Source organism: Microbacterium sp. MPR-TSA4, assembly GCF_058792815.1.
Genome location: NZ_JBXAFF010000001.1, coordinates 1 through 20930, shown reverse-complemented (window position 1 = coordinate 20930; position 20930 = coordinate 1). Strand labels below are relative to the sequence as shown.

General features: G+C 70.5%; 21 protein-coding genes. 4 read left to right on the top strand and 17 right to left on the bottom strand.

Annotation, left to right across the window (positions count from 1 at the left end):
- Positions 1–130: 130 nt before the first annotated feature.
- The gene (locus AC1Q49_RS00105; RefSeq protein ID WP_492490612.1) at positions 131–703 is read left to right on the top strand and encodes a type IV toxin-antitoxin system AbiEi family antitoxin; all 573 of its coding nucleotides are present in this window, start codon (positions 131–133) and stop codon (positions 701–703) included.
- On the opposite strand, the gene AC1Q49_RS00100 is transcribed toward AC1Q49_RS00105, so the two are convergent.
- The 12 genes from AC1Q49_RS00100 to pdxS form a co-directional block, all read right to left on the bottom strand.
- Positions 682–2961, bottom strand: a complete 2280-nt coding sequence (locus tag AC1Q49_RS00100; RefSeq protein ID WP_060959590.1) for a RelA/SpoT family protein — start codon at positions 2959–2961, stop codon at positions 682–684. The genes AC1Q49_RS00105 and AC1Q49_RS00100 overlap by 22 nt on opposite strands.
- 59 nt (positions 2962–3020) lie before the next feature.
- Positions 3021–4010: a protein translocase subunit SecF gene (gene secF, locus AC1Q49_RS00095; RefSeq protein ID WP_492490611.1), complete on the bottom strand. Its 990-nt coding sequence runs from the start codon at positions 4008–4010 to the stop codon at positions 3021–3023.
- Complete coding sequence (gene secD, locus AC1Q49_RS00090) at positions 4010–5749, bottom strand: protein translocase subunit SecD (protein WP_492490610.1); 1740 nt, start codon at positions 5747–5749, stop codon at positions 4010–4012. Before secD ends, secF begins: the two co-directional genes overlap by 1 nt.
- Before the next feature lie 38 nt (positions 5750–5787).
- Positions 5788–6228, bottom strand: a complete 441-nt coding sequence (locus AC1Q49_RS00085; protein ID WP_492490609.1) for a preprotein translocase subunit YajC — start codon at positions 6226–6228, stop codon at positions 5788–5790.
- Between the two features lie 63 nt (positions 6229–6291).
- Positions 6292–7323 (bottom strand): Holliday junction branch migration DNA helicase RuvB, encoded by a 1032-nt coding sequence (gene ruvB / locus AC1Q49_RS00080; protein WP_205282990.1) that lies wholly within the window; start codon positions 7321–7323, stop codon positions 6292–6294.
- Positions 7316–7939: a Holliday junction branch migration protein RuvA gene (ruvA, locus tag AC1Q49_RS00075; RefSeq protein WP_492490608.1), complete on the bottom strand. Its 624-nt coding sequence runs from the start codon at positions 7937–7939 to the stop codon at positions 7316–7318. Before ruvA ends, ruvB begins: the two co-directional genes overlap by 8 nt.
- A 58-nt stretch (positions 7940–7997) precedes the next feature.
- Entirely contained in the window at positions 7998–8564 is a 567-nt protein-coding gene (gene ruvC / locus AC1Q49_RS00070) for a crossover junction endodeoxyribonuclease RuvC (RefSeq protein WP_492490607.1), read from the bottom strand.
- Between the two features lie 243 nt (positions 8565–8807).
- On the bottom strand, positions 8808–9566 hold the full coding sequence (locus tag AC1Q49_RS00065; protein ID WP_060959584.1) for a YebC/PmpR family DNA-binding transcriptional regulator: 759 nt from the start codon (positions 9564–9566) through the stop codon (positions 8808–8810).
- Between the two features lie 33 nt (positions 9567–9599).
- Complete coding sequence (locus tag AC1Q49_RS00060; RefSeq protein ID WP_492490606.1) at positions 9600–10133, bottom strand: DUF1697 domain-containing protein; 534 nt, start codon at positions 10131–10133, stop codon at positions 9600–9602.
- Between the two features lie 46 nt (positions 10134–10179).
- Complete coding sequence (locus AC1Q49_RS00055; RefSeq protein WP_492490605.1) at positions 10180–10986, bottom strand: hypothetical protein; 807 nt, start codon at positions 10984–10986, stop codon at positions 10180–10182.
- Between the two features lie 43 nt (positions 10987–11029).
- Positions 11030–11632 (bottom strand): pyridoxal 5'-phosphate synthase glutaminase subunit PdxT, encoded by a 603-nt coding sequence (gene pdxT / locus AC1Q49_RS00050; RefSeq protein ID WP_060959581.1) that lies wholly within the window; start codon positions 11630–11632, stop codon positions 11030–11032.
- Complete coding sequence (gene pdxS / locus AC1Q49_RS00045) at positions 11626–12516, bottom strand: pyridoxal 5'-phosphate synthase lyase subunit PdxS (RefSeq protein WP_492490604.1); 891 nt, start codon at positions 12514–12516, stop codon at positions 11626–11628. The genes pdxT and pdxS overlap by 7 nt, the downstream gene beginning before the upstream one ends.
- Before the next feature lie 83 nt (positions 12517–12599).
- On the opposite strand from pdxS, the gene AC1Q49_RS00040 reads away from it, so the two are divergent.
- Complete coding sequence (locus AC1Q49_RS00040; RefSeq protein ID WP_492490603.1) at positions 12600–13958, top strand: aminotransferase class I/II-fold pyridoxal phosphate-dependent enzyme; 1359 nt, start codon at positions 12600–12602, stop codon at positions 13956–13958.
- 7 nt (positions 13959–13965) lie between these two features.
- Complete coding sequence (pdxY, locus tag AC1Q49_RS00035) at positions 13966–14817, top strand: pyridoxal kinase PdxY (protein ID WP_101306378.1); 852 nt, start codon at positions 13966–13968, stop codon at positions 14815–14817.
- 231 nt (positions 14818–15048) lie between these two features.
- Here pdxY and AC1Q49_RS00030 read toward each other — a convergent pair whose 3' ends face one another.
- The 3 genes from AC1Q49_RS00030 to thrS all read right to left on the bottom strand — a co-directional run bounded on the left by AC1Q49_RS00030 (position 15049) and on the right by thrS (position 18248).
- Positions 15049–15513, bottom strand: a complete 465-nt coding sequence (locus AC1Q49_RS00030) for an SMI1/KNR4 family protein (protein WP_492490602.1) — start codon at positions 15511–15513, stop codon at positions 15049–15051.
- 13 nt (positions 15514–15526) lie between these two features.
- The gene (locus tag AC1Q49_RS00025; RefSeq protein ID WP_492490701.1) at positions 15527–16096 is read right to left on the bottom strand and encodes an HIT family protein; all 570 of its coding nucleotides are present in this window, start codon (positions 16094–16096) and stop codon (positions 15527–15529) included.
- Between the two features lie 133 nt (positions 16097–16229).
- Positions 16230–18248: a threonine--tRNA ligase gene (thrS, locus tag AC1Q49_RS00020; protein WP_492490601.1), complete on the bottom strand. Its 2019-nt coding sequence runs from the start codon at positions 18246–18248 to the stop codon at positions 16230–16232.
- A gap of 181 nt (positions 18249–18429) precedes the next feature.
- On the opposite strand from thrS, the gene AC1Q49_RS00015 reads away from it, so the two are divergent.
- Entirely contained in the window at positions 18430–19590 is a 1161-nt protein-coding gene (locus AC1Q49_RS00015; RefSeq protein WP_101306375.1) for an ArsB/NhaD family transporter, read from the top strand.
- A 41-nt stretch (positions 19591–19631) separates the two neighbouring features.
- On the opposite strand, the gene AC1Q49_RS00010 is transcribed toward AC1Q49_RS00015, so the two are convergent.
- Entirely contained in the window at positions 19632–20291 is a 660-nt protein-coding gene (locus tag AC1Q49_RS00010; protein WP_492490600.1) for a DNA alkylation repair protein, read from the bottom strand.
- A gap of 8 nt (positions 20292–20299) precedes the next feature.
- Positions 20300–20809, bottom strand: a complete 510-nt coding sequence (locus tag AC1Q49_RS00005) for a glycine cleavage system transcriptional repressor (protein WP_101306373.1) — start codon at positions 20807–20809, stop codon at positions 20300–20302.
- Positions 20810–20930: the final 121 nt, after the last annotated feature.

Genomic DNA, 20930 nt, shown 5'->3' with positions numbered 1-20930 from the left:
GGCGGTCTCTCCGCCGGCTCCCCTGCCCCTGCCTCTGCGGCTTCCTCCCCGGCGGGGGCGTCGCTCGCGATTGTCCACAGTTCGGTGCCTGTCGTGCCTGCGCGCACCCCGGGGGCGTGAGACTGCCGTCATGCCCTGGCCGTTCCTCTACTTCCCCGGCGACCGTCTGTCACGAACCGAGCTGTCGGCCGCGCGTCTCGACGGTCATGTCGTCGAGGTCGGCGAGGCGTACATGCCCGCCGACGCCGTCGAGACCCGGGAACTTCGCGCCGGATCGGCGCGGCCGTGGCTGTCGGCCGCGCTGGCGTTGACGCACGAGTCGGCGGCCTGGGTGCACGGCGCCCTCGCCGAGCCCCCGGTGCGCCAGCGGGTGCAGCGCGTGACGGCGCGCCGCATCCCATCGGTGCTCGACGTGCGGCTCGTGTACCGCGATGTCGCGCTCCGGCCGGAGGACGTCGAGGTCATCTCGGGCGTCGCGGTGACCACACCGGAGAAGACCCTCGGCGATCTGGCCCGCGATCTCTGCGGCGGCATCGACACGCAGGGCGCCGTCGACGCCCTCGTGGCGTGGCGCCCCGGCCTCGCCCGGTCGACGGCGGATGCGGTGGCAGAGGGGCCGCCGCTGCATCACAAGCGCGCGGCGATCGTCTACCTCCGCGCGCGGGCGCAGGAGGTCCGGGCTCAGGAGGAGGTGACGCGGTAGACGTCGTAGACGGCGTCGATGCGGCGCACCGCGTTCAGCACGCGATCCAGGTGCACGATGTCGCCCATCTCGAAGACGTACCGGCTCAGCGCCAGGCGATCGTTCGTGGTCTGCACGGAGGCGGACAGGATGTTCACGTGGTGCTCGCTGAGAACGCGCGTGATGTCGCTCAGCAGCCCGGAGCGGTCGAGGGCCTCGACCTGGATGTGCACGAGGAAGACGCTCTTGGTCGTCGGGGCCCACGAGACGTCGATCATCCGGTCGGGGTCGTCCTTGAGCGAGCGCACGTTCGTGCAGTCCGCGCGATGCACCGACACGCCGCTACCGCGCGTGACGAACCCGACGATCTGGTCTCCGGGGACGGGCGTGCAGCATTTCGCGAGCTTGACGAGGATGTCGGGCGCCCCGCGCACCAGCACGCCGGAGTCTCCCCCGCGCGGAGCCTTCGAGCGCCCGATGTGCGGGATCTCGATCGGCCCGGTGGAGGTGTCCTCCTGCGAGCTGACGAGCGCCGTGACCTTCTCGAGCACCGACTGGGTGGACACGTGTCCTTCGCCGACGGCGGCGTAGAGCGCGGTGACGTCCTCGTAGCGGAGCTGATGGGCGACCTCGGTGAACGAGTCCTGGTTCATCAGCCGCTGCAGCGGCAGGTTCTGCCGTCGCATCGCGCGGGCGATGGCGTCCTTGCCCTGCTCGACGGCTTCCTCTCGGCGTTCCTTCGTGAACCACCCGCGGATCTTGTTGCGGGCACGGGTGCTCTTGACGAACCCCAGCCAGTCCTGGCTCGGGCCGGCATCCGGGTTCTTCGAGGTGAACACCTCGACGACGTCACCCGAGTGCAGTTCGGACTCGAGGGGAACGAGGCGCCCGTTGACCTTGGCGCCCATCGTCCGATGGCCGACCTCGGTGTGCACGGCATACGCGAAGTCGACCGGCGTGCCGCCGGCGGGAAGACCGATCACGCGTCCCTTGGGCGTGAAGACGTAGACCTCTTTCGCCCCGATCTCGAAGCGCAGCGAGTCGAGGAACTCGCCCGGATCGGCCGTCTCGGCCTGCCAGTCGGAGATGTGGGCGATCCACGCCATGTCGGTGTCGACCGACTTGGCCTCGGACTTGCCGCCGGCCATCCGCTCCTTGTACTTCCAATGCGCCGCCACGCCGTACTCGGCCTGCTGGTGCATCTCGTTGGTGCGGATCTGGATCTCGACGGTGCGTCCGCCGGGACCGATCACCGTCGTGTGCAGCGACTGGTAGAGGTTGAACTTCGGGGTCGCGATGTAGTCCTTGAACCGGCCGGGGATCGGTGTCCACCGCGCGTGGATCGAGCCCAGCACCGCGTAGCAGTCGCGCACGGTGTTCACGAGCACGCGGATGCCGATGAGGTCGTAGATGTCGTCGAACTCTCGGCCGCGCACCACCATCTTCTGGTAGACGGAGTACAGCTGCTTGGGGCGCCCCATCACGCGACCGCGGATGCGCAGATCGCGGAGGTCCGCCTCGACCGCCTCGATCACCTTGTGCATGTACTCCTCGCGCTGCGGCGTGCGCTGCTTCACGAGGCTGTCGATCTCGGCGTAGAGCTTCGGGTGCAGCACGGCGAACGAGAGGTCTTCGAGCTCGCTCTTGACGGCCTGGATGCCGAGGCGATGCGCCAGCGGCGCGTAGATCTCGAGCGTCTCGGTCGCCTTCTTCGCCGCCTTCTCGGGCGGGACGAAGCCCCAGGTCCGTGCGTTGTGCAGGCGGTCGGCGAGCTTGATGATCAGCACCCGGATGTCCTTGGACATCGCGACGATCATCTTGCGGACGGTCTCGGCCTGCGCGGCATCCCCGTACTTGACCTTGTCGAGCTTGGTGACGCCGTCGACGAGCATCGCGACCTCGTCGCCGAACTCCGCGGCCAGCTCGTCGAGGCGGTAGTCGGTGTCTTCGACGGTGTCGTGCAGGAGGGCCGCGGCGATCGCGCGGGGACCGAGGCCCAGGTCGGCGAGGATCTGCGCGACCGCGAGCGGATGCGTGATGTAGGGCTCGCCGCTCTGACGCTTCTGCGCCGCGTGCGCCCGGGCGGCCACCTCGTAGGCGCGCTCGATGATGGCGACATCGCCCTTGGGGTGGTGCGTGCGCACCGTGCGGATCAGCTGCTCGAGGCCGTTGCGCGACGGCGCGCGGGAGAAGATGCGCGGCACGAGGCGGCGCAGGGAGGAGCTGGGCGGTGGCGCGACGTTTCCGGCACTGTTGGACGTGGGAACCGTCTCGGCCATCCGCTCACCTCCGCCTTGAATGATCCGTCAATCCTACGCCCGGGCCCACGGCGCCGCGTTCACGCCTCGACGCGTGCGCGTTCGCGTGCCGCGAGCACCCGGGTGTCGCGCGCCTTCAGCTCCGTCTCGTTCTCGCGCAGCAGCGAGTACAGGGGGGCGGCGACGAAGAGCGTCGAGTAGGCCGCGACGATCGTTCCGACGAAGATCGACAGCGAGATGTCGGTCAGTGTCTGCGCACCCAGCCAGAGCGCACCGATGAACAGGATCGCGCCGGTGGGCAGGGCCGCGACGACGGTCGTGTTGATCGAGCGGATCAGCGTCTGGTTGACGGCCAGGTTGACCGACTCGCCGAACGTCCGCCCCGACTTCTCGCCGTCCTCGCGCGTGTTCTCCCGCACCTTGTCGAAGACGACGGTGGTGTCGTACAGCGAGTAGGACAGGATCGTCAGGAAGCCGATGACGGCGGCCGGCGAGATCTCGAACCCGAACAGCGCGTAGACGCCGACCGTGATCACGAGGACGTCGACGAGGCCGATGATGGCCGCGACGGACATCTTCCACGTCCGGAAGTAGATCGCGAGGATGACGAAGGTCAGCGCGAGGAAGATCGCGAGACCCCACAGCGACTGGCGCGTCACGTCCTGGCCCCAGCTGGGCCCGATGAACGACGAGCTGACGTCCGACTCCTGCACGCCGAACTCCTGCGCGAGCGCGGTCGTGACGGCCTGCGTCTGGGTGTTGGTCATCTGGTCGGTCTGGATGCGGAGGGCGTCCGAGCCGATCGTCGTGACCTTGGTGGTCGCCCCGGGGACGACGGACTGCACGGCGGCGGTCGCGGCGGTCTGGTCGGGGGTCGCGACCTGGTTGACGGTGAACTGCGATCCGCCGGTGAACTCGATCGAGAACTGGATGGGGCGGAACAGCGGAACGAGGGCCGCGCCGATGACCAGCACCGCGGCGATGATGAACCACAGGCGACGGCGTCCCACGAAGGGGAAGGAGGTCTTTCCGGTGTAGAGGTCGTTTCCGAACTCGTTCATGGAGCGCATCAGTCGTCTCCCTCCGTCGTCGAGCTCGGTCTGGTTCCGTTCTTGCCCGCCAGTTCCGCCTGCTTGCGTTCGGCGATCGTCTGCCGGCGCTCCGCCTCTCCGCGCGAGCGTCCGGCGCGCCGGGCTGCGGCACCCTTCGCGCCCTCCGACACCGGCGCACGGAACTGCGCGCGGCCCCGGTAGACGGCGCCGAGTGCTTCGGGGTCCAGGCCCGACAGGGGGTGACCCCCGCCGAAGAAGCGCGTGCGCGCCAGCAGCTGGAGCACGGGATGCGTGAAGAGAATGAAGATCAGGATGTCGATCAGCGTCGTGAGGCCGAGGGTGAAGGCGAAGCCCTTCACCGTCGCATCGGCGAGGATGTAGAGCACGACGGCGGCGAGGATGTTGATCGACTTCGAGATGTAGATCGTGCGCTTGGCGCGACCCCACCCGTCCTCGACGGCGCCCGTGATCGACTTGCCGTCGCGCAGCTCGTCGCGGATGCGCTCGAAGTACACGATGAAGGAGTCCGCCGTGAACCCGATCGTGACGATCAGGCCCGCGACACCGGCGAGCGACAGGCGGAAGCCCATCCGCCACGCGAGGATGCACAGGGTGATGTAGGTCAGCACGCCCATCACGCCGAGCGACGCGATGATCACGAAGCCGAGGGCGCGGTAGACGATCAGCGAGTACAGGGCGACGAGAGCGAGTCCGATCAGACCCGCGATGAGGCCGATCTGCAGCTGCTGCGAGCCGAGCGTCGCGGAGATCGCGTTGTCGCTGACGATGCCGAAGCTGAGCGGCAGGGCGCCGTACTTGAGCTGATCCGCGAGCGTCTTGGCGCTCTCCTGGTTGAACGAGCCGCTGATCTGCGGCTTGCCGTCGAGGATGACGCCGTTCATCGACGGTGCGGAGATGACCGCGCCGTCGAGCACGAAGGCGAACTGGTTCTGCGGGCTCTTGCCGGCCTGCGTGAACGCATACAGGCGCTGGCTCACCTCGCCGAAGGTCTTGGTGCCCTGCTCGTCGAACACGATGTTGACGACCCACTGGCCGTTCTGCGTGTTCATGCCGCTGGTCGCGTCGGTGATCGCCGATCCGTCGAGCTCGACGGGACCGAGGAGATACTTCGCGGTGCCGGTGGGGTCACAGGCGATCAGCGGCTCGCCGGCGGGGCTGTTGGCGGGGTCGTTGTCGGCGGCGGCGCAGTCGTACGCCAGGAACTTCGCCTGCAGCGCGGGGGTGATCCAGTTCAGATCGCTCCCGTCGGTGGGCGACGCCGTCGGCGTCGAGGCCAGGCCCGGGTCGGGCGTGGGATACGGCGTGGAGTTGCCGTCCTCGCCGACGTAGGACGTGCTCGCGGCGGTCGTGGCCAGCACCGCGCGCAGCTGCATCTGCGCCGAGGACTCGATGCGCTTGCGCGTCTCCTCATCGGCCTGGCCGGGGATCTGCACGACGATCTGGTTGCCGGCCTGGGTCGTGATGTCGGCCTCGCCCACGCCGGACGCGTCGACGCGCTGACGGATAATCGCGGCGGCCTGGTTCATCTGGTCGGTCGACGGCGTCGCACCGTCGGGCGTCTTCGCCTCGAGGATGATCTGCGTGCCGCCCTGCAGGTCGAGCGCGAGCTCGGGTGTCCAGGAGCTCTTACCGAAGACGTAGACGCCGAGCGCGTTCACGCCGAACAGCAGGGCTGTGATGACGAGGAGACCGGTCAGTGCGCGCCAGGCACGGCGCACCGGGGTGGGTGTGGCCACGGAGGGTCAGCTTTCTTCGGGAGCGATGCGCGTCTGGATCAGGCCTGGGGCTTCGCGTCGCCCGCGTCGGAGGCCTCGGTCGAGGTCTCGACCTTGCTCGCGGCGCGGTCGTCGCTCACCGAGGTGACCTCGCCGTCGGCGACATCCGCGGCGTACTCGGCCTGGTCGGACTCCGCCTCGATGAACTCGTCCTCGGTGACGGTCCCCTCCTCTTCGTCCACGACGCGCAGGATGGCCTGGCTGTGGACCTCGACCTCCATGCCGGGGGCGAGCTCGACGAACGCGGGCTTGGACAGGTCTTCCCCGTCGTACGCCACGAGCGTGCCGTAGAGGCCGCCCTGGAGGAGCACCTTGACGCCGGGGACCATCGCGCGGGCCTTGGCCTCCTGCTCCGCCTTCATGCGGGTGGCACGACGCCGCGAGCTCCAGAACATGAAGCCGAGCAGCGCCGCCATCGCGACGAGCAGAATCCAATCCATGCGGACACACCTTTCGGGAGCGCGCCGATCGACGCGAAGAAGGCGGCAGAAAGCCTTCAGTGATTATAGGTCATCGAATCTCAGCGCCTCGCCGGGCTGTGCGACGCGTAGATGCGCGTAGGCCTCGGGCGTCGCGATGCGCCCACGCGGTGTGCGCCCCAGGAAGCCGATGCGAACGAGGTAGGGCTCGACGACCGACTCGATCGTCTCCGCCTCCTCTCCCACCGTGACCGCGAGGGTGCTCAGGCCGACCGGACCCCCGCGGAAACGGCGGACCACGGCATCCAGCACCGCGCGATCGAGCCGGTCGAGGCCGATCGCGTCGACGTCGTACAGCTCCAGCGCCGCGGCCACGTGCGCGTCGGATGCGGTCCGGTCCGGCGTGCCGTGCACGATCACGTAGTCGCGCACGCGACGCAGCAGTCGGTTCGCGATGCGGGGTGTGCCTCGGGAGCGGCGGGCGATCTCCGCACGTGCCGAGCGCGGCAGATCGACGCCGAGGACGGCGGCCGATCGCGAGACGACCTGCTCGAGCTCGTCCGGCTCGTAGTACTCCAGGTGCGCCGTGAAACCGAACCGGTCGCGCAGCGGGTTGGGCAGAAGGCCCGATCGCGTCGTCGCGCCCACGAGCGTGAACGGCGCGAGGTCCAGCGGGATGCTGGTGGCGCCGGCGCCCTTGCCGACCATGATGTCGATGCGGAAGTCCTCCATCGCCAGGTACAGCATCTCTTCCGCGGAGCGCGCCATTCGGTGGATCTCGTCGATGAAGAGCACCTCCCCCGGCACCAGGCTCGACAGCAGCGCGGCCAGATCGCCGGCGTGCTGGATCGCCGGTCCGCTCGACAGGCGCAGCGGTCGGCTGCTCTCGTGGGCGACGATCATCGCGAGGGTCGTCTTGCCGAGCCCGGGCGGGCCGGACAGGAGGATGTGATCCGGAGGACGCTGCTGGATGCGCGCGGCATCGAGCAGCAGCTGGAGCTGTCCGCGCACCTTCTGCTGGCCGACGAACTCGGCGAGCGACCCCGGTCGCAGCGCCCCCTCGACCGCGAGCTCGGTCTCGTCCTCGGCGAGGCTCGGATCGCGCGGGTCAGACACCGGCACGCTCCGGACGGGCCGGCCCCAGCTGTGCCAGCGCGAGCTTGAGCAGCGAGGGCACGGATCGACGATCGGCGTCGCCCGCGGCATCCACCACGATCGCGACGGCCTCGACGCTGGTGCGCTCGTTCCAGCCCAAAGCGGTGAGGGCGGCGACCACCTGGCCCGCGATGTCGTTGCCCGCGGATGCCGCGGGCGCCGCCGTCGCGCCGACCCCCGCCGGCAGCTTGCCGGCGAGCTGCACCACGATGAGCTTCGCGGTCTTGGGACCGATGCCCGACACGCGGCGGAAGGGAGCGTCGTCCTCGGCGGCCACGGCGTCGGCGATCTGCGCCACGCTCAGGGACGACAGCACGCCCAGAGCCGACTTCGGACCCACGCCGGACACGCTGAGCAGATGCTGGAACACGGTCAGCTCCTGCCGCTCGGCGAAGCCGAAGAGGGAGAGCGCATCCTCGCGGACGATGAGCGCGGTGTGCAGCATCGCGTCGTCGCCGATGTGGAGGGCGCGGGCGACCTGGGCGGGCACGGCGACGCTGAAGCCGACGCCGCCGACCTCGAGGATCGCCGACTCGGAGTCGAGGTGCAGCACGCGGCCGCGCAGCGAGGAGATCATGCCACCACCCTAGACACCGGTTCGCAGATTTGTTCGATCGACACGCGCCCCGGCCGCCTCAGCGTCGGCTCGCGCGTTCGGCCTCCGCCCAGGCGCGCTGGGCGGGCGTGAGGGTTTCGCCCGTGCCGCCCGCGACCGGCGTCCCCCGCCGCCATCCGTGGCAGAGGGCGATCGCGAGCGCATCGGCGGCATCGGCGGGCTGGGGCAGTGCGTCGAGGCGCAGCACGCGGGCCACCATGGTCTGCACCTGGAGCTTGTCGGCCGAGCCGTAGCCGGTGATGGCCGCCTTCACCTCCGAGGGCGTGTGCGTCGCGGCGGGAAGTCCGTGCTCGGCCGCGAGCAGCAGCGCGATGCCGCTGGCCTGCGCCGTGCCCATGACCGTGCTGCGGTTCTGCTGCGCGAACACACGCTCCACGGCGACGACGTCGGGTCGGTGCGCCGCGAGCACCTCGCGCAGCCCCGCCGCGATGAGCGCGAGCCGCTCCGACACCGGCAGATCCGCGCCCGAGCGCACCACCCCGACGTGGACGAGGGCCGCGGACCGGTCGGCCCGCACGTCGACCACGCCGACGCCGCAGCGGGTCAGGCCGGGGTCGATGCCGAGGATGCGGAGAGCGGATGCCACTCCCCCACGCTAAGCGCCGATGGCTGCGGACGGCGTTTCGACTCGCGGCTGTGCCGCTCGCTCAACGACCGGTTCTCCCGCTCCCCCCCCGGTCGTTGAGCGAGCGGAGCGAGCCGCCCCCCGGTCGTTGAGCGAGCCGCCCCCGGTCGTTGAGCGAGCGGAGCGAGCCGCCCCCCGGTCGTTGAGCGAGCGCAGCGAGTCGAAACGCGGTCGTTGAGCGAGCGGAGCGAGTCGAAACGCGGTCTACTCGTCGTTCTCGAGCTCGGCCTGCACCTCGGCGCTGAGGTCGAAGTTGCTGAAGACGTTCTGCACGTCGTCGCTGTCCTCGAGGGCGTCGATCAGGCGGAAGATCTTGCGCGCGGTCTCCGCGTCGATCTCGACCTTGAGGTTCGGCACGAACTCCACGTCGGCCGACTCGTACTCGATGCCGGCATCCGTCAGCGCGGAGCGCACCGCCACGAGGTCGGAGGCCTCGGTGATGACCTCGAAGCCCTGAGCGTGCGGCTCGATCTCCTCGGCGCCGGCCTCGAGGGCCGCGAGCATCACGTCGTCCTCGCTCGTGCCCTCCTCGGAGACCACGATGACGCCCTTGCGGGTGAAGTTGTAGGCGACCGAGCCGGGGTCGGCGAGCGTGCCGCCGTTGCGGCTGAGCGCGGTGCGCACCTCCGCGGCGGCGCGGTTCTTGTTGTCGGTCAGACACTCGATCATCAGCGCGACGCCGTTCGGGCCGTAGCCCTCGTACATGATCGAGGAGTACTCGACCGACTCGCCGCCGATGCCGGCGCCGCGCTTGATCGCGCGGTCGATGTTGTCCTTCGGAACGGACGTCTTCTTGGCTTTCAGGACCGCATCGAAGAGGGTCGGGTTGCCCTGGAGGTCCGGGCCGCCGAGCTTGGCGGCGACTTCGATGTTCTTGATGAGCTTCGCCCACGACTTGGCGCGGCGGGAGTCGATGACCGCCTTCTTGTGCTTGGTCGTGGCCCATTTGGAGTGTCCGGACATGATCTCCAGTTTACTCAGGCGACACCGCTGCTCTCAGCGCAGGATCTTGACGAGTGTGCGCAGGTTGCGCGTCGTGGTCGTGGGCTTGTACTCGGACCGGCCGAGCAGCCTGCCGAACGGCGTGTCCAGCGTTCGTCCCTTCTCGGGGCTCCAGTAGACGACGCCGAATCCGGGCTGCGTGGGGTCTTCTGCGGGGTCGAGGGATGCCGCGGCATCCACCAGCGCGTCGCGCACCGCCAGTTCGCTGCAGAAGACGACGTAGGGCTGTCGAGTCTCGTCGTCGGCGTCGAACGGGTACGTGGTCGTCGCGGCTTCCAGCTCGTCGAGCGTGATGAGCACGATCCACGCGTCGTAGTCGAACTGCTCCCGCAGAGCCGCCTCGATCCGCGCCTTGAGGCCGGCCCGTCCCGTGACGTCAACGTCGGTCGAGAAGCGGGCGTTGCCGCTGGCGAGCACCGTCTTCACGTCGTCGAATCCGAGCCGGCGCAGCAGCGCGGCCAGGTCCGCGCTGCGGATCGTGATGCCGTTGACGTTCACGCCGCGAAGCAGCGCCACCCAGGTCGTCATGCCGCCACGTTAGCCCGCCGCACCGACACCACACGCTCGAGGACGGTCAGTGGGGCGGGCGCAGGTCGCTGAGCGCGGTCGTTCCGCGGCAGCCGAGCTCGCCCGGCTGCAGGTACACGCGCGGCGCGTACACCCGCTCGGTCACGCCATCCACGCGGCGCACGAGCACGCATCTGCTCTCGGTGCCCATCGAGGCTCCGAGCGCGCCGTCGGCGGTCCGCACGACCTCGAGCGGGGCGAGTTGTTCGTACGGACCGGTGGGCGGGGTGAGCCGGGCCAGGATCGCGCTCTCCAGCTCGCTCGTCGAGGCCGTCGCAGAAGCGTCGCCGACCACGGCGAGGATCGCGTCGGCCGCCTCCTCGGGGACCACGAACACCGGGGAGGTGTCGGGTGGCGCCGTCACCGCCGTCGCTCGGTCGGGGCAGTCGATCGTGCGGACCGGGCTGGGAGCGCCCCACGGCCGCTCGTGAGCGACGGCTCCGTACCTCGTGAAGTCGACGGCGTAGCACGACGTGCTCGACACGGTGTCGGCGGACCACATATCGGTGCTGCGTGCGGTCATCTCGACGCGGAAGGACAGCGTGCCGAGCGGGTCGATCGGCTCCTGCGCGGTCTGCGGCGTGATGCCGATGAGGGTGATCGTGCTCCGGTCGCCGGTGGCCTCCGTGGCGAGCCGCGCCCATCCGTCGATGTCGGAGGCCTGCCGAGGCGAAATCTCCCCGACGAGCCACGCGACCGCGTCGCGCGCGGCCGCGTCCGCCGGGTTCTCGGGGGCCGCGCATCCCGCGAGGAGGACGACCGAGGCCGCACCCGCCACCGCGCTTCCGATCATCCGCGATGCGCGTCGTGCCATGGTGCGATCCTATGCAGCCGCCTCTGCGGGTCGCAGCATCCGCTCAGCGCGCGCGGGCGGCGACGAGGTCGAGCAACAGCGCGTGGAAGCGCGTCTCCCCCGACATCTCGGGGTGGAAGGCGGTGCCGAGCAGCGCCCCCTGGCGCACGGCGACGACCGCCCCGTCCGGCAGGGAGGCCAGCACCTCGACGTCCGGTCCGGTCTCCACCACCCGCGGTGCGCGGATGAAGGTGGCCGAGACCGGCTCATCGAATCCCGCGACCGCGAGCTCCGTCTCGAAGGAGTCGACCTGCGACCCGAACGCGTTGCGCTGCACGGTGACGTCGAGTCCGCCGAAGGTTTCCTGTCCACGGATGCCGTCGGTGATGCGATCCGCCAGCAGGATGAGCCCCGCGCACGTGCCGTACACCGGCATCCCCTCCGCGATCGCGGCGCGGATCGGCTGCTGCAGGCCGAAGGTGCGCGCCAGCTTGTCGATCACGCTGGACTCGCCGCCCGGGATGACCAGCCCGGAGACGGCGGCCAGCTCGGCGGGTCGGCGCACCGCGACCACCTCCGCGCCCAGCGTCTCGAGGCTCCGGACGTGCTCGCGGACGTCGCCCTGGAGGGCGAGGACGCCGACTCGCGGCATCCCCGTCGTCACCATCCGCGCTCGGCGAGGCGGTGCGGCGCCGGGAGGTCGGAGACGTTGATGCCGACCATCGCCTCGCCCAGGCCCCGGGACACGTCGGCGATGACGGCCGCGTCGTCGAAGAAGGTGGTCGCCTTCACGATCGCGGCAGCCCGGGCGGCCGGGTTACCGCTCTTGAAGATGCCCGAGCCGACGAACACGCCGTCGGCGCCCAGCTGCATCATCATCGCGGCATCCGCGGGCGTGGCGACGCCGCCGGCGACGAACAGGACCACCGGGAGCGTCCCGGTCTCCGCGATCTCGGCGACCAGCTCGTAGGGGGCCTGCAGCTCCTTGGCGGCGACGTAGAGCTCGTCGCGCGAAAGCGCCCCGAGCGCGGCGATCTCGCCGCGGATCTTGCGGATGTGCTTCATCGCCTCGGAGACGTCGCCGGTGCCGGCCTCGCCCTTGGAGCGGATCATCGCCGCACCCTCGGTGATGCGCCGGAGGGCCTCGCCGAGGTTGGTGGCCCCGCAGACGAAGGGGACGGTGAAGTTCCACTTGTCGATGTGGTTGACGTAGTCGGCGGGAGAGAGCACCTCGGACTCGTCGATGTAGTCGACGCCGAGCTCCTGGAGAACCTGCGCCTCGACGAAGTGGCCGATGCGGGCCTTCGCCATGACCGGGATCGAGACCGCCTCGATGATGCCGTCGATCATGTCGGGGTCGCTCATCCGCGACACGCCGCCCTGGGCGCGGATGTCGGCGGGCACGCGCTCGAGTGCCATGACCGCGACGGCGCCGGCATCCTCGGCGATCTTCGCCTGATCGGGGGTGACGACGTCCATGATGACGCCGCCCTTGAGCATCTCGGCGAGTCCCCGCTTGACGCGGGACGATCCGGTGACGGGAGTGGACACGGCGGGCTCCTTCGGGAGGGTTCGGATGCCGGATATTGGCCTAGGCCAAAACGTAGCATGATCTGTCACATAGACTTCACGGTGTGACCAGCCCCCGCGGATCGACCACCGAGGTCCGCATCGTCGGCGCCACCGCCACCGAGATCGCCGACAGCGTCCGTCAGCACGTCGAGCGCGGCGTCCTCTCCCCCGGTGCGCCGCTGCCACCGGTGCGAGCGCTCGCCGATGAGCTCGGCGTCAACCGCAACACCGTGGTGGCCGCCTACCGCCTCCTCACCCAGGCGGGCCTGCTCGAAGCGCGCGGCCGCGCCGGCACGCGCGTCGCGGAACGCACCCCGGTCGCGCAGGAGGGCTTCGCGCGGGGCACCGTGCTCCGCGACCTCGCGGCGGGCAACCCCGACCCCGCGCTGATCCCCGACCTCCGCCCGGCTCTCGGGCGCATCGCCGGCCGGCCGGTGCTGTACGGCGAGCCCGTCATCGATCGCGATCTCGCCGCCTGGGCCGAGGCGTGGATGCGCGACGCCGTCGGTGACGACCGCGCCCTGCGCCTGACGATCACCGGCGGCGCCTCCGATGCGATCGAGCGCCTGCTCGCACAGACGCTCACCCGCGACGACGCCGTCGCCCTCGAAGACCCCTGCTTCCTCGCGAGCCTGAACACCGTCCGCCTCGGCGGCTACCGCCCGGTCGCGGTTCCGGTCGACGACGAGGGCATGACCGTCGACGGCCTCCGCGCTGCGCTGGATGCCGGGGTGCGCGCCGTGCTGCTCACGCCGCGCGCCCAGAACCCGACCGGCGCCAGCCTGACGGCCGAGCGCGCCGCGGCCCTCCGCGCCCTGCTCGCAGACCACCCGTACGTGCTCGTGATCGAGGACGACCACTTCTCGCTGCTGTCCTCGCGGCCGTTCCACTCGGTGATCGCTCCCGGCCATCATCGCTGGGCGCTCATCCGCTCCGTCTCGAAGTTCCTGGGCCCCGACATGTGCCTCGCGGTCGTCGCCTCCGACCCCGACACCGCCGATCGGCTCGCGGAGCGTCTCAACCCGGGCGCCACGTGGGTCAGTCATCTGCTGCAGCGGCTCGCTCTGGAGCAGCTCACCGACGCGGATGCCGTCGCCGCGGTGGCCGCGGCATCCGCCCACTACGCGGCGCGCAACGCCGCCGCCGCGGCGGCGCTGACCGGGCACGGCGTGCCGGTGTCGGCCGGTGACGGGCTGAGCCTCTGGGTGCCGCTGCCGGTGCCGGCACGCGCGGCATCCGAGCAGCTCATGCGCCGCGGCTGGCTGGCGCGTCCGGGCGACGAGTTCGTGCTCGAGAACGCCCACGCCGCCCGCCATCTGCGCCTCACGGTGCACGACCTGTCCGACGCCGATCTCGCGCGTCTGGCCACCGACCTGGCCGCGGCGATCCCCGCCGCAGCCGCGACTTCGAAAGCAGGATGATCGCCCGATGAAGATCCTCTCCATCCAGTCCGCCGTCGCGTACGGACACGTCGGCAACTCGGCCGCCGTGTTCCCCTTGCAGCGCATCGGCGTCGAGGTGCTGCCGGTGTACACGGTGAACTTCTCCAACCACACCGGGTACGGAGCCTGGCGCGGACCGCTCATCTCGCCCGACGACGTCCGCGACGTCATCACCGGGATCGAGGAGCGGGGCGTCCTCGGGGAGATCGACGTCGTGCTCAGCGGCTACCAGGGTGGGGAGGGCATCGCCGACGTCATCCTCGACGCGGTCGCGCGCGTGAAGTCCGCGAACCCGGCGGCGATCTACGCGTGCGATCCGGTGATGGGCAATGCGAAGAGCGGCTGCTTCGTCGCCCCCGCCATCCCGATCCTGCTGCGCGAGCGCGTCGTGCCGGCGGCGGACATCATCACGCCCAACCAGTTCGAGCTCGGCTTCCTCACGCAGACCGAGCCGGGCGACCTCGCCTCGACCCTCGCGTCGGCCGACGCCGCGCGCGCGATGGGACCGCGCACCGTTCTCGTGACCTCGGTCGAGCGCCCCGACGCACCGGAGGGCACGATCGAGATGCTCGCCGTGACCGACGACGGCGCGTGGATCGTGCAGACGCCGCGCATCCCGATGAAGGCGAACGGGTCGGGCGATGTCACGGCGGCGCTGTTCACGGCCCACTACCGGGCGAGCGGGGATGCCGCGGATGCCCTCGCGAAGACCGTGTCGAGCGTGTACGACCTGCTGCAGACGACGTTCGACGCCGGCGCGCGCGAACTCCAGCTCGTGGAGGCGCAGGAGTTCTACGCCCACCCGCGGCTGCAGTTCCCCGTCACGCAGGTGCGCTGAGGTTCGGCGTTTCGACTCGGCGCTGCGCGCCTCGCTCAACGACCGGGACTCCCCTCGCCCCCGGTCGTTGAGCGAGCGCAGCGAGTCGAGACGCGCCTCGCCCGCGTTCCCGGTCGTTGAGCGAGCGAAACGCCCCTCGCCCGCGTTCCCGGTCGTTGAGCGAGCGAAACGCCCCTCGCCGCGCTCCCGGTCGTTGAGCGAGCGCAGCGAGTCGAAACGCGCCTCGCCCCGTCAGAACAGGTCGTACGGCCAGCGTGCGCTGAGCTCGGGCGAGATCGCCTCCAATGCGGCGCGGGTGCGCTCCACGGCGGTGTCGCTCGTCGTGTCAGCCGCCTCCAACGACGCGAGCACGTGCCCCACCATCAGCCACTCCGTGATCGAGAGGTGCATCGGCGCGAAGCGCGACACGGCCCTCTCGCCGTCGACGTGATCGAAGAACCAGACGTCGCCGCGCGGCCCGAGCCACCATTCGTCGCCCTGGCCGTTGTCGCCGACGATCACCCATCCCGCGGCGACCTCGAGGTCCACCCAGTACAGCGGATCCTGCCGCTCCCGCGTCTCGGCGACGGCGCGGGCGACATCGAACGCGGTGATGTCGCCGCTGAGCTCGACGGTGGATGCCGGCAGCGCCCGGAGCCGGCTCTCGTCGACGTCCAGGGGCTCGGCGCCGTCGTCAGGCCTCCCGACGCTCACCACGACGGCGCTGTCCTCACGCGTGCGGCCAGGCGGAGGCGACGGCTTCGCGCACCTCGCCGAGCAACTGGGGCAGGGCCTTCGTGCGCGCGATGATCGGGAAGAAGTTCGCGTCTGACGCCCACCGGGGCACGATGTGCTGATGCAGGTGTTCGTCGACACCGGCACCCGCGACGGCGCCCTGGTTCATCCCGATGTTGAAGCCGTCGCAGCGCGAGACCTCGCGCAGCACCCGCATGCCCACCTGGGTGAGCGCGCCGATCTCGGCGACCTCCTCCGCGGTCGCCTGGTCGTACGTCGCGATGTGGCGGTACGGGCACACGAGCATGTGGCCGGAGTTGTAGGGGAACAGGTTCAGCAGCACGTACGACGTGACGCCCCGGTGCACGATGAGGCCGTCGGCATCCGACTTCTGCGGCGCCGCGCAGAACGGGCACCCCGATCCGCGGAGCGCGTCGGCGCCCGTGTTGATGTAGGCCATGCGGTGCGGCGTCCAGAGCCGCTGGAAGCCGTCGGGGACGCCGGCGAAGGCGCTCGCCTCCTCGAGAGAGGCGTCTGCGTTTCGACTCGCCTCCGGCTCGCTCAACGACCGGGGGGTCGCCTCCGGCTCGCTCAACGACCGGGGGGTCGCCTCCGGCTCGCTTGACGACCGGGAGGTCGCCTCCGGCTCGCTCGACGACCGGGGGGTCGCCTCCGGCTCGCTCAACGACCGGACCCTCTCATACGAGGTCCGCCGCGGTGTTCACGAGCAGCTTGCCCGAGATCGCGGCGACGATCTTGTCGATCGCCTCGTCGACGGGGATGCCGTTGGTCTGCGACCCGTCGCGGAAGCGGAACGAGACCGTGCCGGCGGAGCGGTCCTGCTCCCCCGCGATCAGCTGCAGCGGCACCTTCTGGGTGGTGTGCGTGCGGATCTTCTTCGGCATCCGGTCGTCGGAGTGATCCACCTCGGCGCGTACGCCGGCGGCCCGCAGGCGCGCGACGATGTCGTCGAGGTACGGTGCGAAGTCGTCCGCGACGGGGATGCCGACGACCTGCACGGGTGCGAGCCACACGGGGAACGCGCCGGCGTAGTGCTCCAGGAGGATCGCGAAGAACCGCTCGACCGAGCCGAAGAGCGCGCGGTGGATCATCACCGGGCGGTGCTTCTCGCCGTCGGGTCCGGTGTACTCGAGCTCGAAGCGCTCGGGCTGGTTGAAGTCGAGCTGGATGGTCGACATCTGCCAGGTGCGCCCGATGGCATCGCGCGCCTGCACGGAGATCTTCGGTCCGTAGAACGCGGCGCCGCCCGGGTCGGGCACGAGCTCGAGCCCGGATGCCTCGGCCACCTCGCGCAGGGTCTCGGTCGCCTCGGTCCAGAGCTCGTCGGCCCCGATGAACTTCGGGTTGCCGTCTTCCTTCGTCGACAGCTCCAGGTAGAAGTCGTTGAGACCGTAGTCGCGGAGCGTCTGGAGCACGAAGTCGAGGCTGTGGGTGAGCTCGCCCTTGACCTGGTCGGCCGTCACGTAGATGTGGGTGTCGTCCTGGGTCATGCCGCGCACGCGCGTGAGGCCGGAGAGGGTGCCGCTCTTCTCGTAGCGGTACACCGACCCGAACTCGCTCAGCCGCAGCGGCAGCTCGCGGTACGAGCGGCCGCGCGAGCGGAAGATCAGGTTGTGGAACGGGCAGTTCATGGGCTTCAGGTAGTACTCCTGGCCCTCCCGGCTGACGTGGCCGTCGGCATCCACGACCTCGTCGAGCACCATGGGCGGGTACATGCCGTCGGCGTACCACTGCAGGTGTCCGCTGGTCATGAACAGGTCGCCCTTGGTGATGTGCGGGGTGTTCACGACCTCGTAGCCGCTCGCGAGCAGACGCTCGCGCATGTAGCGCTCGATCTCGTAGCGGATGATGCCGCCCTTGGGATGGAACACGCTGAGGCCGGGGCCGATCTCGTCGGGGAACGAGAAGAGGTCGAGCTCCTTGCCGAGCTTGCGGTGGTCGCGCTTGGCCGCCTCTTCCAGACGCTGCTGGTAGGCGCGCAGCTCGTCCTTCGTGGGCCACGCGGTGCCGTAGATGCGCTGCAGCTGCGGGTTCTTCTCGCTGCCGCGCCAGTATGCACCGGCCACGCGGGTGAGATCCCAGCCGTTGGACACGTAGCGGGTACCGGGAACGTGCGGACCGCGGCACAGGTCGCGCCAGGCCACCTCGCCGTCGCGGTTCACGTTCTCGTAGACCGTGAGCTCGCCGGCGCCGATCTCGGCCGACGCGCCCTCGGCGGCGTCGGCACCCGAGCCCGGACCGCCGGCGAGCGAGATGAGCTCGAGCTTGAACGGCTCGTCGGCCATCAGCTCGCGAGCCTCGGCCTCGTCGACCACGCGGCGCACGAACCGCTGGTTCTCGCGGACGATGCGCTCCATCTCCTTCTTGATGGCCTTGAGGTCGTCGGGAGTGAAGGGGTCGACGTTGCCGAAGTCGAAGTAGAAGCCGTCGGTGATGGGCGGGCCGATGCCGAGGTTGGACTGCGGCTTGATGCGCTGCACGGCCTGAGCCATGACGTGCGCGGTCGAGTGGCGCAGGATCGACAGGCCGTCGGGGCTGTCGACGAGGACCGGCTCGACCTCGTCGGCGGCCGTGACGACCGTCGCGAGGTCTTTGAGGTCGCCGTTGACGCGCAGAGCGACGACGGAGCGGTCGGGGAACAGGGTGAAGCCGTCGGCGGGGTAGGTCACGGCCGCCGCGGGTGAGACGTCAGTCAAGGAAGGTCTCCAGAAGATGGATCGGATGGGATGCTCAGCTTCGGGCGCCGCGCGCCCTGCCCGCTCAGGCCCAGATCGTTCGTGCACCGGGCGTTCGGGTGCCGGTCGCGAAGGCGCTGATCCGGCTCTGTTCCATGTGTGCAGTCTATCGCCGCACCGGACCGCTCGATGAGGGTCCATGATGGATGCCGTGATGCTTGCCGTGGTCGGAGCGGTGCTGCTGCTCCTGGGCGGCGCCGCCGTCGTGTTCGGGGTGCTGCCACCGGAGGCCGCCCTCGAGATCGGCGATCGGGTCTGGCCGATCCTGCTCTTCGTCGTGGCAGTCACGGTCGTGGCCGAGCTCGCGGCGCAGGCCGGTGTCTTCGACGCCGCCGCGGCCCGGCTGGCGCGCCTGTCACGGGGGCGCGTGATCGTCCTGTGGCTGATGGTCGTCGCGTTCGCGGCGGTCGTGACCGCCTTCCTGTCGCTCGACACCACCGCGGTGCTGTTGACGCCGGTGGTCGTCGCGGTGGCGCGCGCGAACGGACTGTCGCCGATGCCGTTCGCGTTCGCGACGGTGTGGCTGGCGAACACGGCGTCGCTGTTCCTGCCCGTGTCGAACCTCACCAACCTCCTTGCCGCGCACCGACTGGGCGATCTCGACGCCCTCGGTTTCCTCGTGCTGCTCGGCCCGTCGGCGGTCATCGCCACCGTCGTCACGGTCGTGCTCCTGTGGCTGACGAATCGCCGCGACCTGCGCGGTCGGTTCACCCCCGCGCGGCCGCCGCGCGTCGCCGACCCGGCCCTGCTGCGCATCTCCGGCGTGGTGCTCGTCGTCATGTTGCCGCTGCTGGTCATCGGCATCCCGCCGTGGATGCCGGCGCTCGGCGCCGCCGTCGTGCTGTCGGTCGTCTTCGCCTGGCGCTCGCCGCGTGTGCTGCGGTGGGCTCTGGTCCCGTGGCAGCTGGTCGTGTTCGCCTCGGGGCTCTTCCTGGCGGTCGGTGCCGCCGAGGCGCTCGGGTCGGGGGCGCTGCTGGCCGCGGCGACCGGAACGGGTGAGGATCTCGTCTCGCTGTGGCAGGTCGCGGGCGTCGGGCTCCTGGGTGCGAACGTCGTCAACAATCTGCCGGCGTACCTCGCGCTCGAGTCGGCGGCGGGCTCCCCCGTGCGTCTGGCGGCTCTGCTGATCGGCGTGAACGCGGGACCGCTCATCACGCCTTGGGCATCGCTGGCGACGCTGCTGTGGCACGAACGGTTGCACGCCGTGGGCGTCGATGTGCCGTGGAAGCGCTACATCCTGCTGGGGCTCGTCGTCGCCCCGGTCACGGTGGCGCTGGCCGTCCTCCCGCTCGCGCTGCGCTGAGTCCGGCGCGGGAGACCCGGTCGGATCGTGGGCAGGCGGGCTCAGAGGTTCTTGAGGGCCTCTCGGGCGCTGAGGGGGCTCAGACGGTGTGCGGCGACGAACGCGCGCGCCTCGTCGGGTCTCGTGCGCGCGGCATCGCGCAGCGCCCACCCGATCGCCTTGCGGATGAAGAACTCCGGATCGTCGGCGTTCTGCTCGATGACATCGGTGAGCAGATCGAGGTCGAGACGGTCGCGTCGGCCGAGCTGCGCGATGATCGCGAGCCGCCGCATCCACAGGTCGTCGTCGACGCTCCAGCCGCGCACGAGCAGGGTCGCCTCCGCGGCGTGGGCGTCGAGCAGGTCCGCGACGCGGTGCGCGAGCTCGTCCGTGATGTCCCACCACTGACCCGTCCGCACCATGTGCGCGATCAGCGGGACGATCGCGAGGTCGCCCTTCACCGGTCGCAGCGCGAGCAGGGCCAGCGCGGCATACCGCTCCTCGCGGAACTGCGCGCCGTCCCAGAGGGTGAGCGCGGTCTCCTGCAGCACGACGCCGTCGCGGATGCCGCGCGCGCGGGCGTGTACGAGCCGCCTCGCGGCGGGCACCCGCACGCCGAGGAACGGCATCGCCGACTTCATGTAGGCCTGCTGGCCGGCGGCGCGCGCGGGGTCGGCGGCGAGCCGCAGATCGGCGCGGATCGCGTCGGCGAGCTCGTCCATCTCCGGCGTCAGCCGACGGTGAGATCGACCTGGATCTCACCGGCGAGTGCTTCGAGGGCGCTCGTGAGGGCACCGGCATCCGCATCGGCCGGCAGGCTGACGGTGACGGTCGCCTCGAACAGGCTGCCGCCCGCCATGGGGGCGTCGAGCGTACGGCTGCGGAAGGTGTCGATACTCAGGGCGTGGGCCGCGATGGCGGCGGTGACGTCGCGGACGATCCCGGGGCGGTCGTTGCCGAGGACCGTGAACGAGACGGCGTGCGGTGTCGCGATCGACGTCGGTGACGGTGCGTCGTGGGTCGTGATCCGCAGCAGGCCGTCGAGGCCGTTCAGCGCCGTGATGAGGGACTGCTGCTGGTCGTCGGGCACCGACACGAGCACGATGCCGGCGAACGCGCCCGCTAGTTCGGCGAGCTCGCTCTGCTCCCAGTTGCCACCGTGGTCCGCGACGGTGTGGGCGAGGGCGCTGACGAGACCGGCGCGGTCGTCGCCGACGACGGTGAGCACGAGGTGGGCCATGCCGCGAGCCTAATGCTCAGGCCACGGCGGGTGTGAGCGTCGCTCCGCGGCGGCGCATCGATTCCACCAGGACGATCAGGAGCAGCGTCAAGGCGAGCGCCACCCACCCCGACCCCAGGCC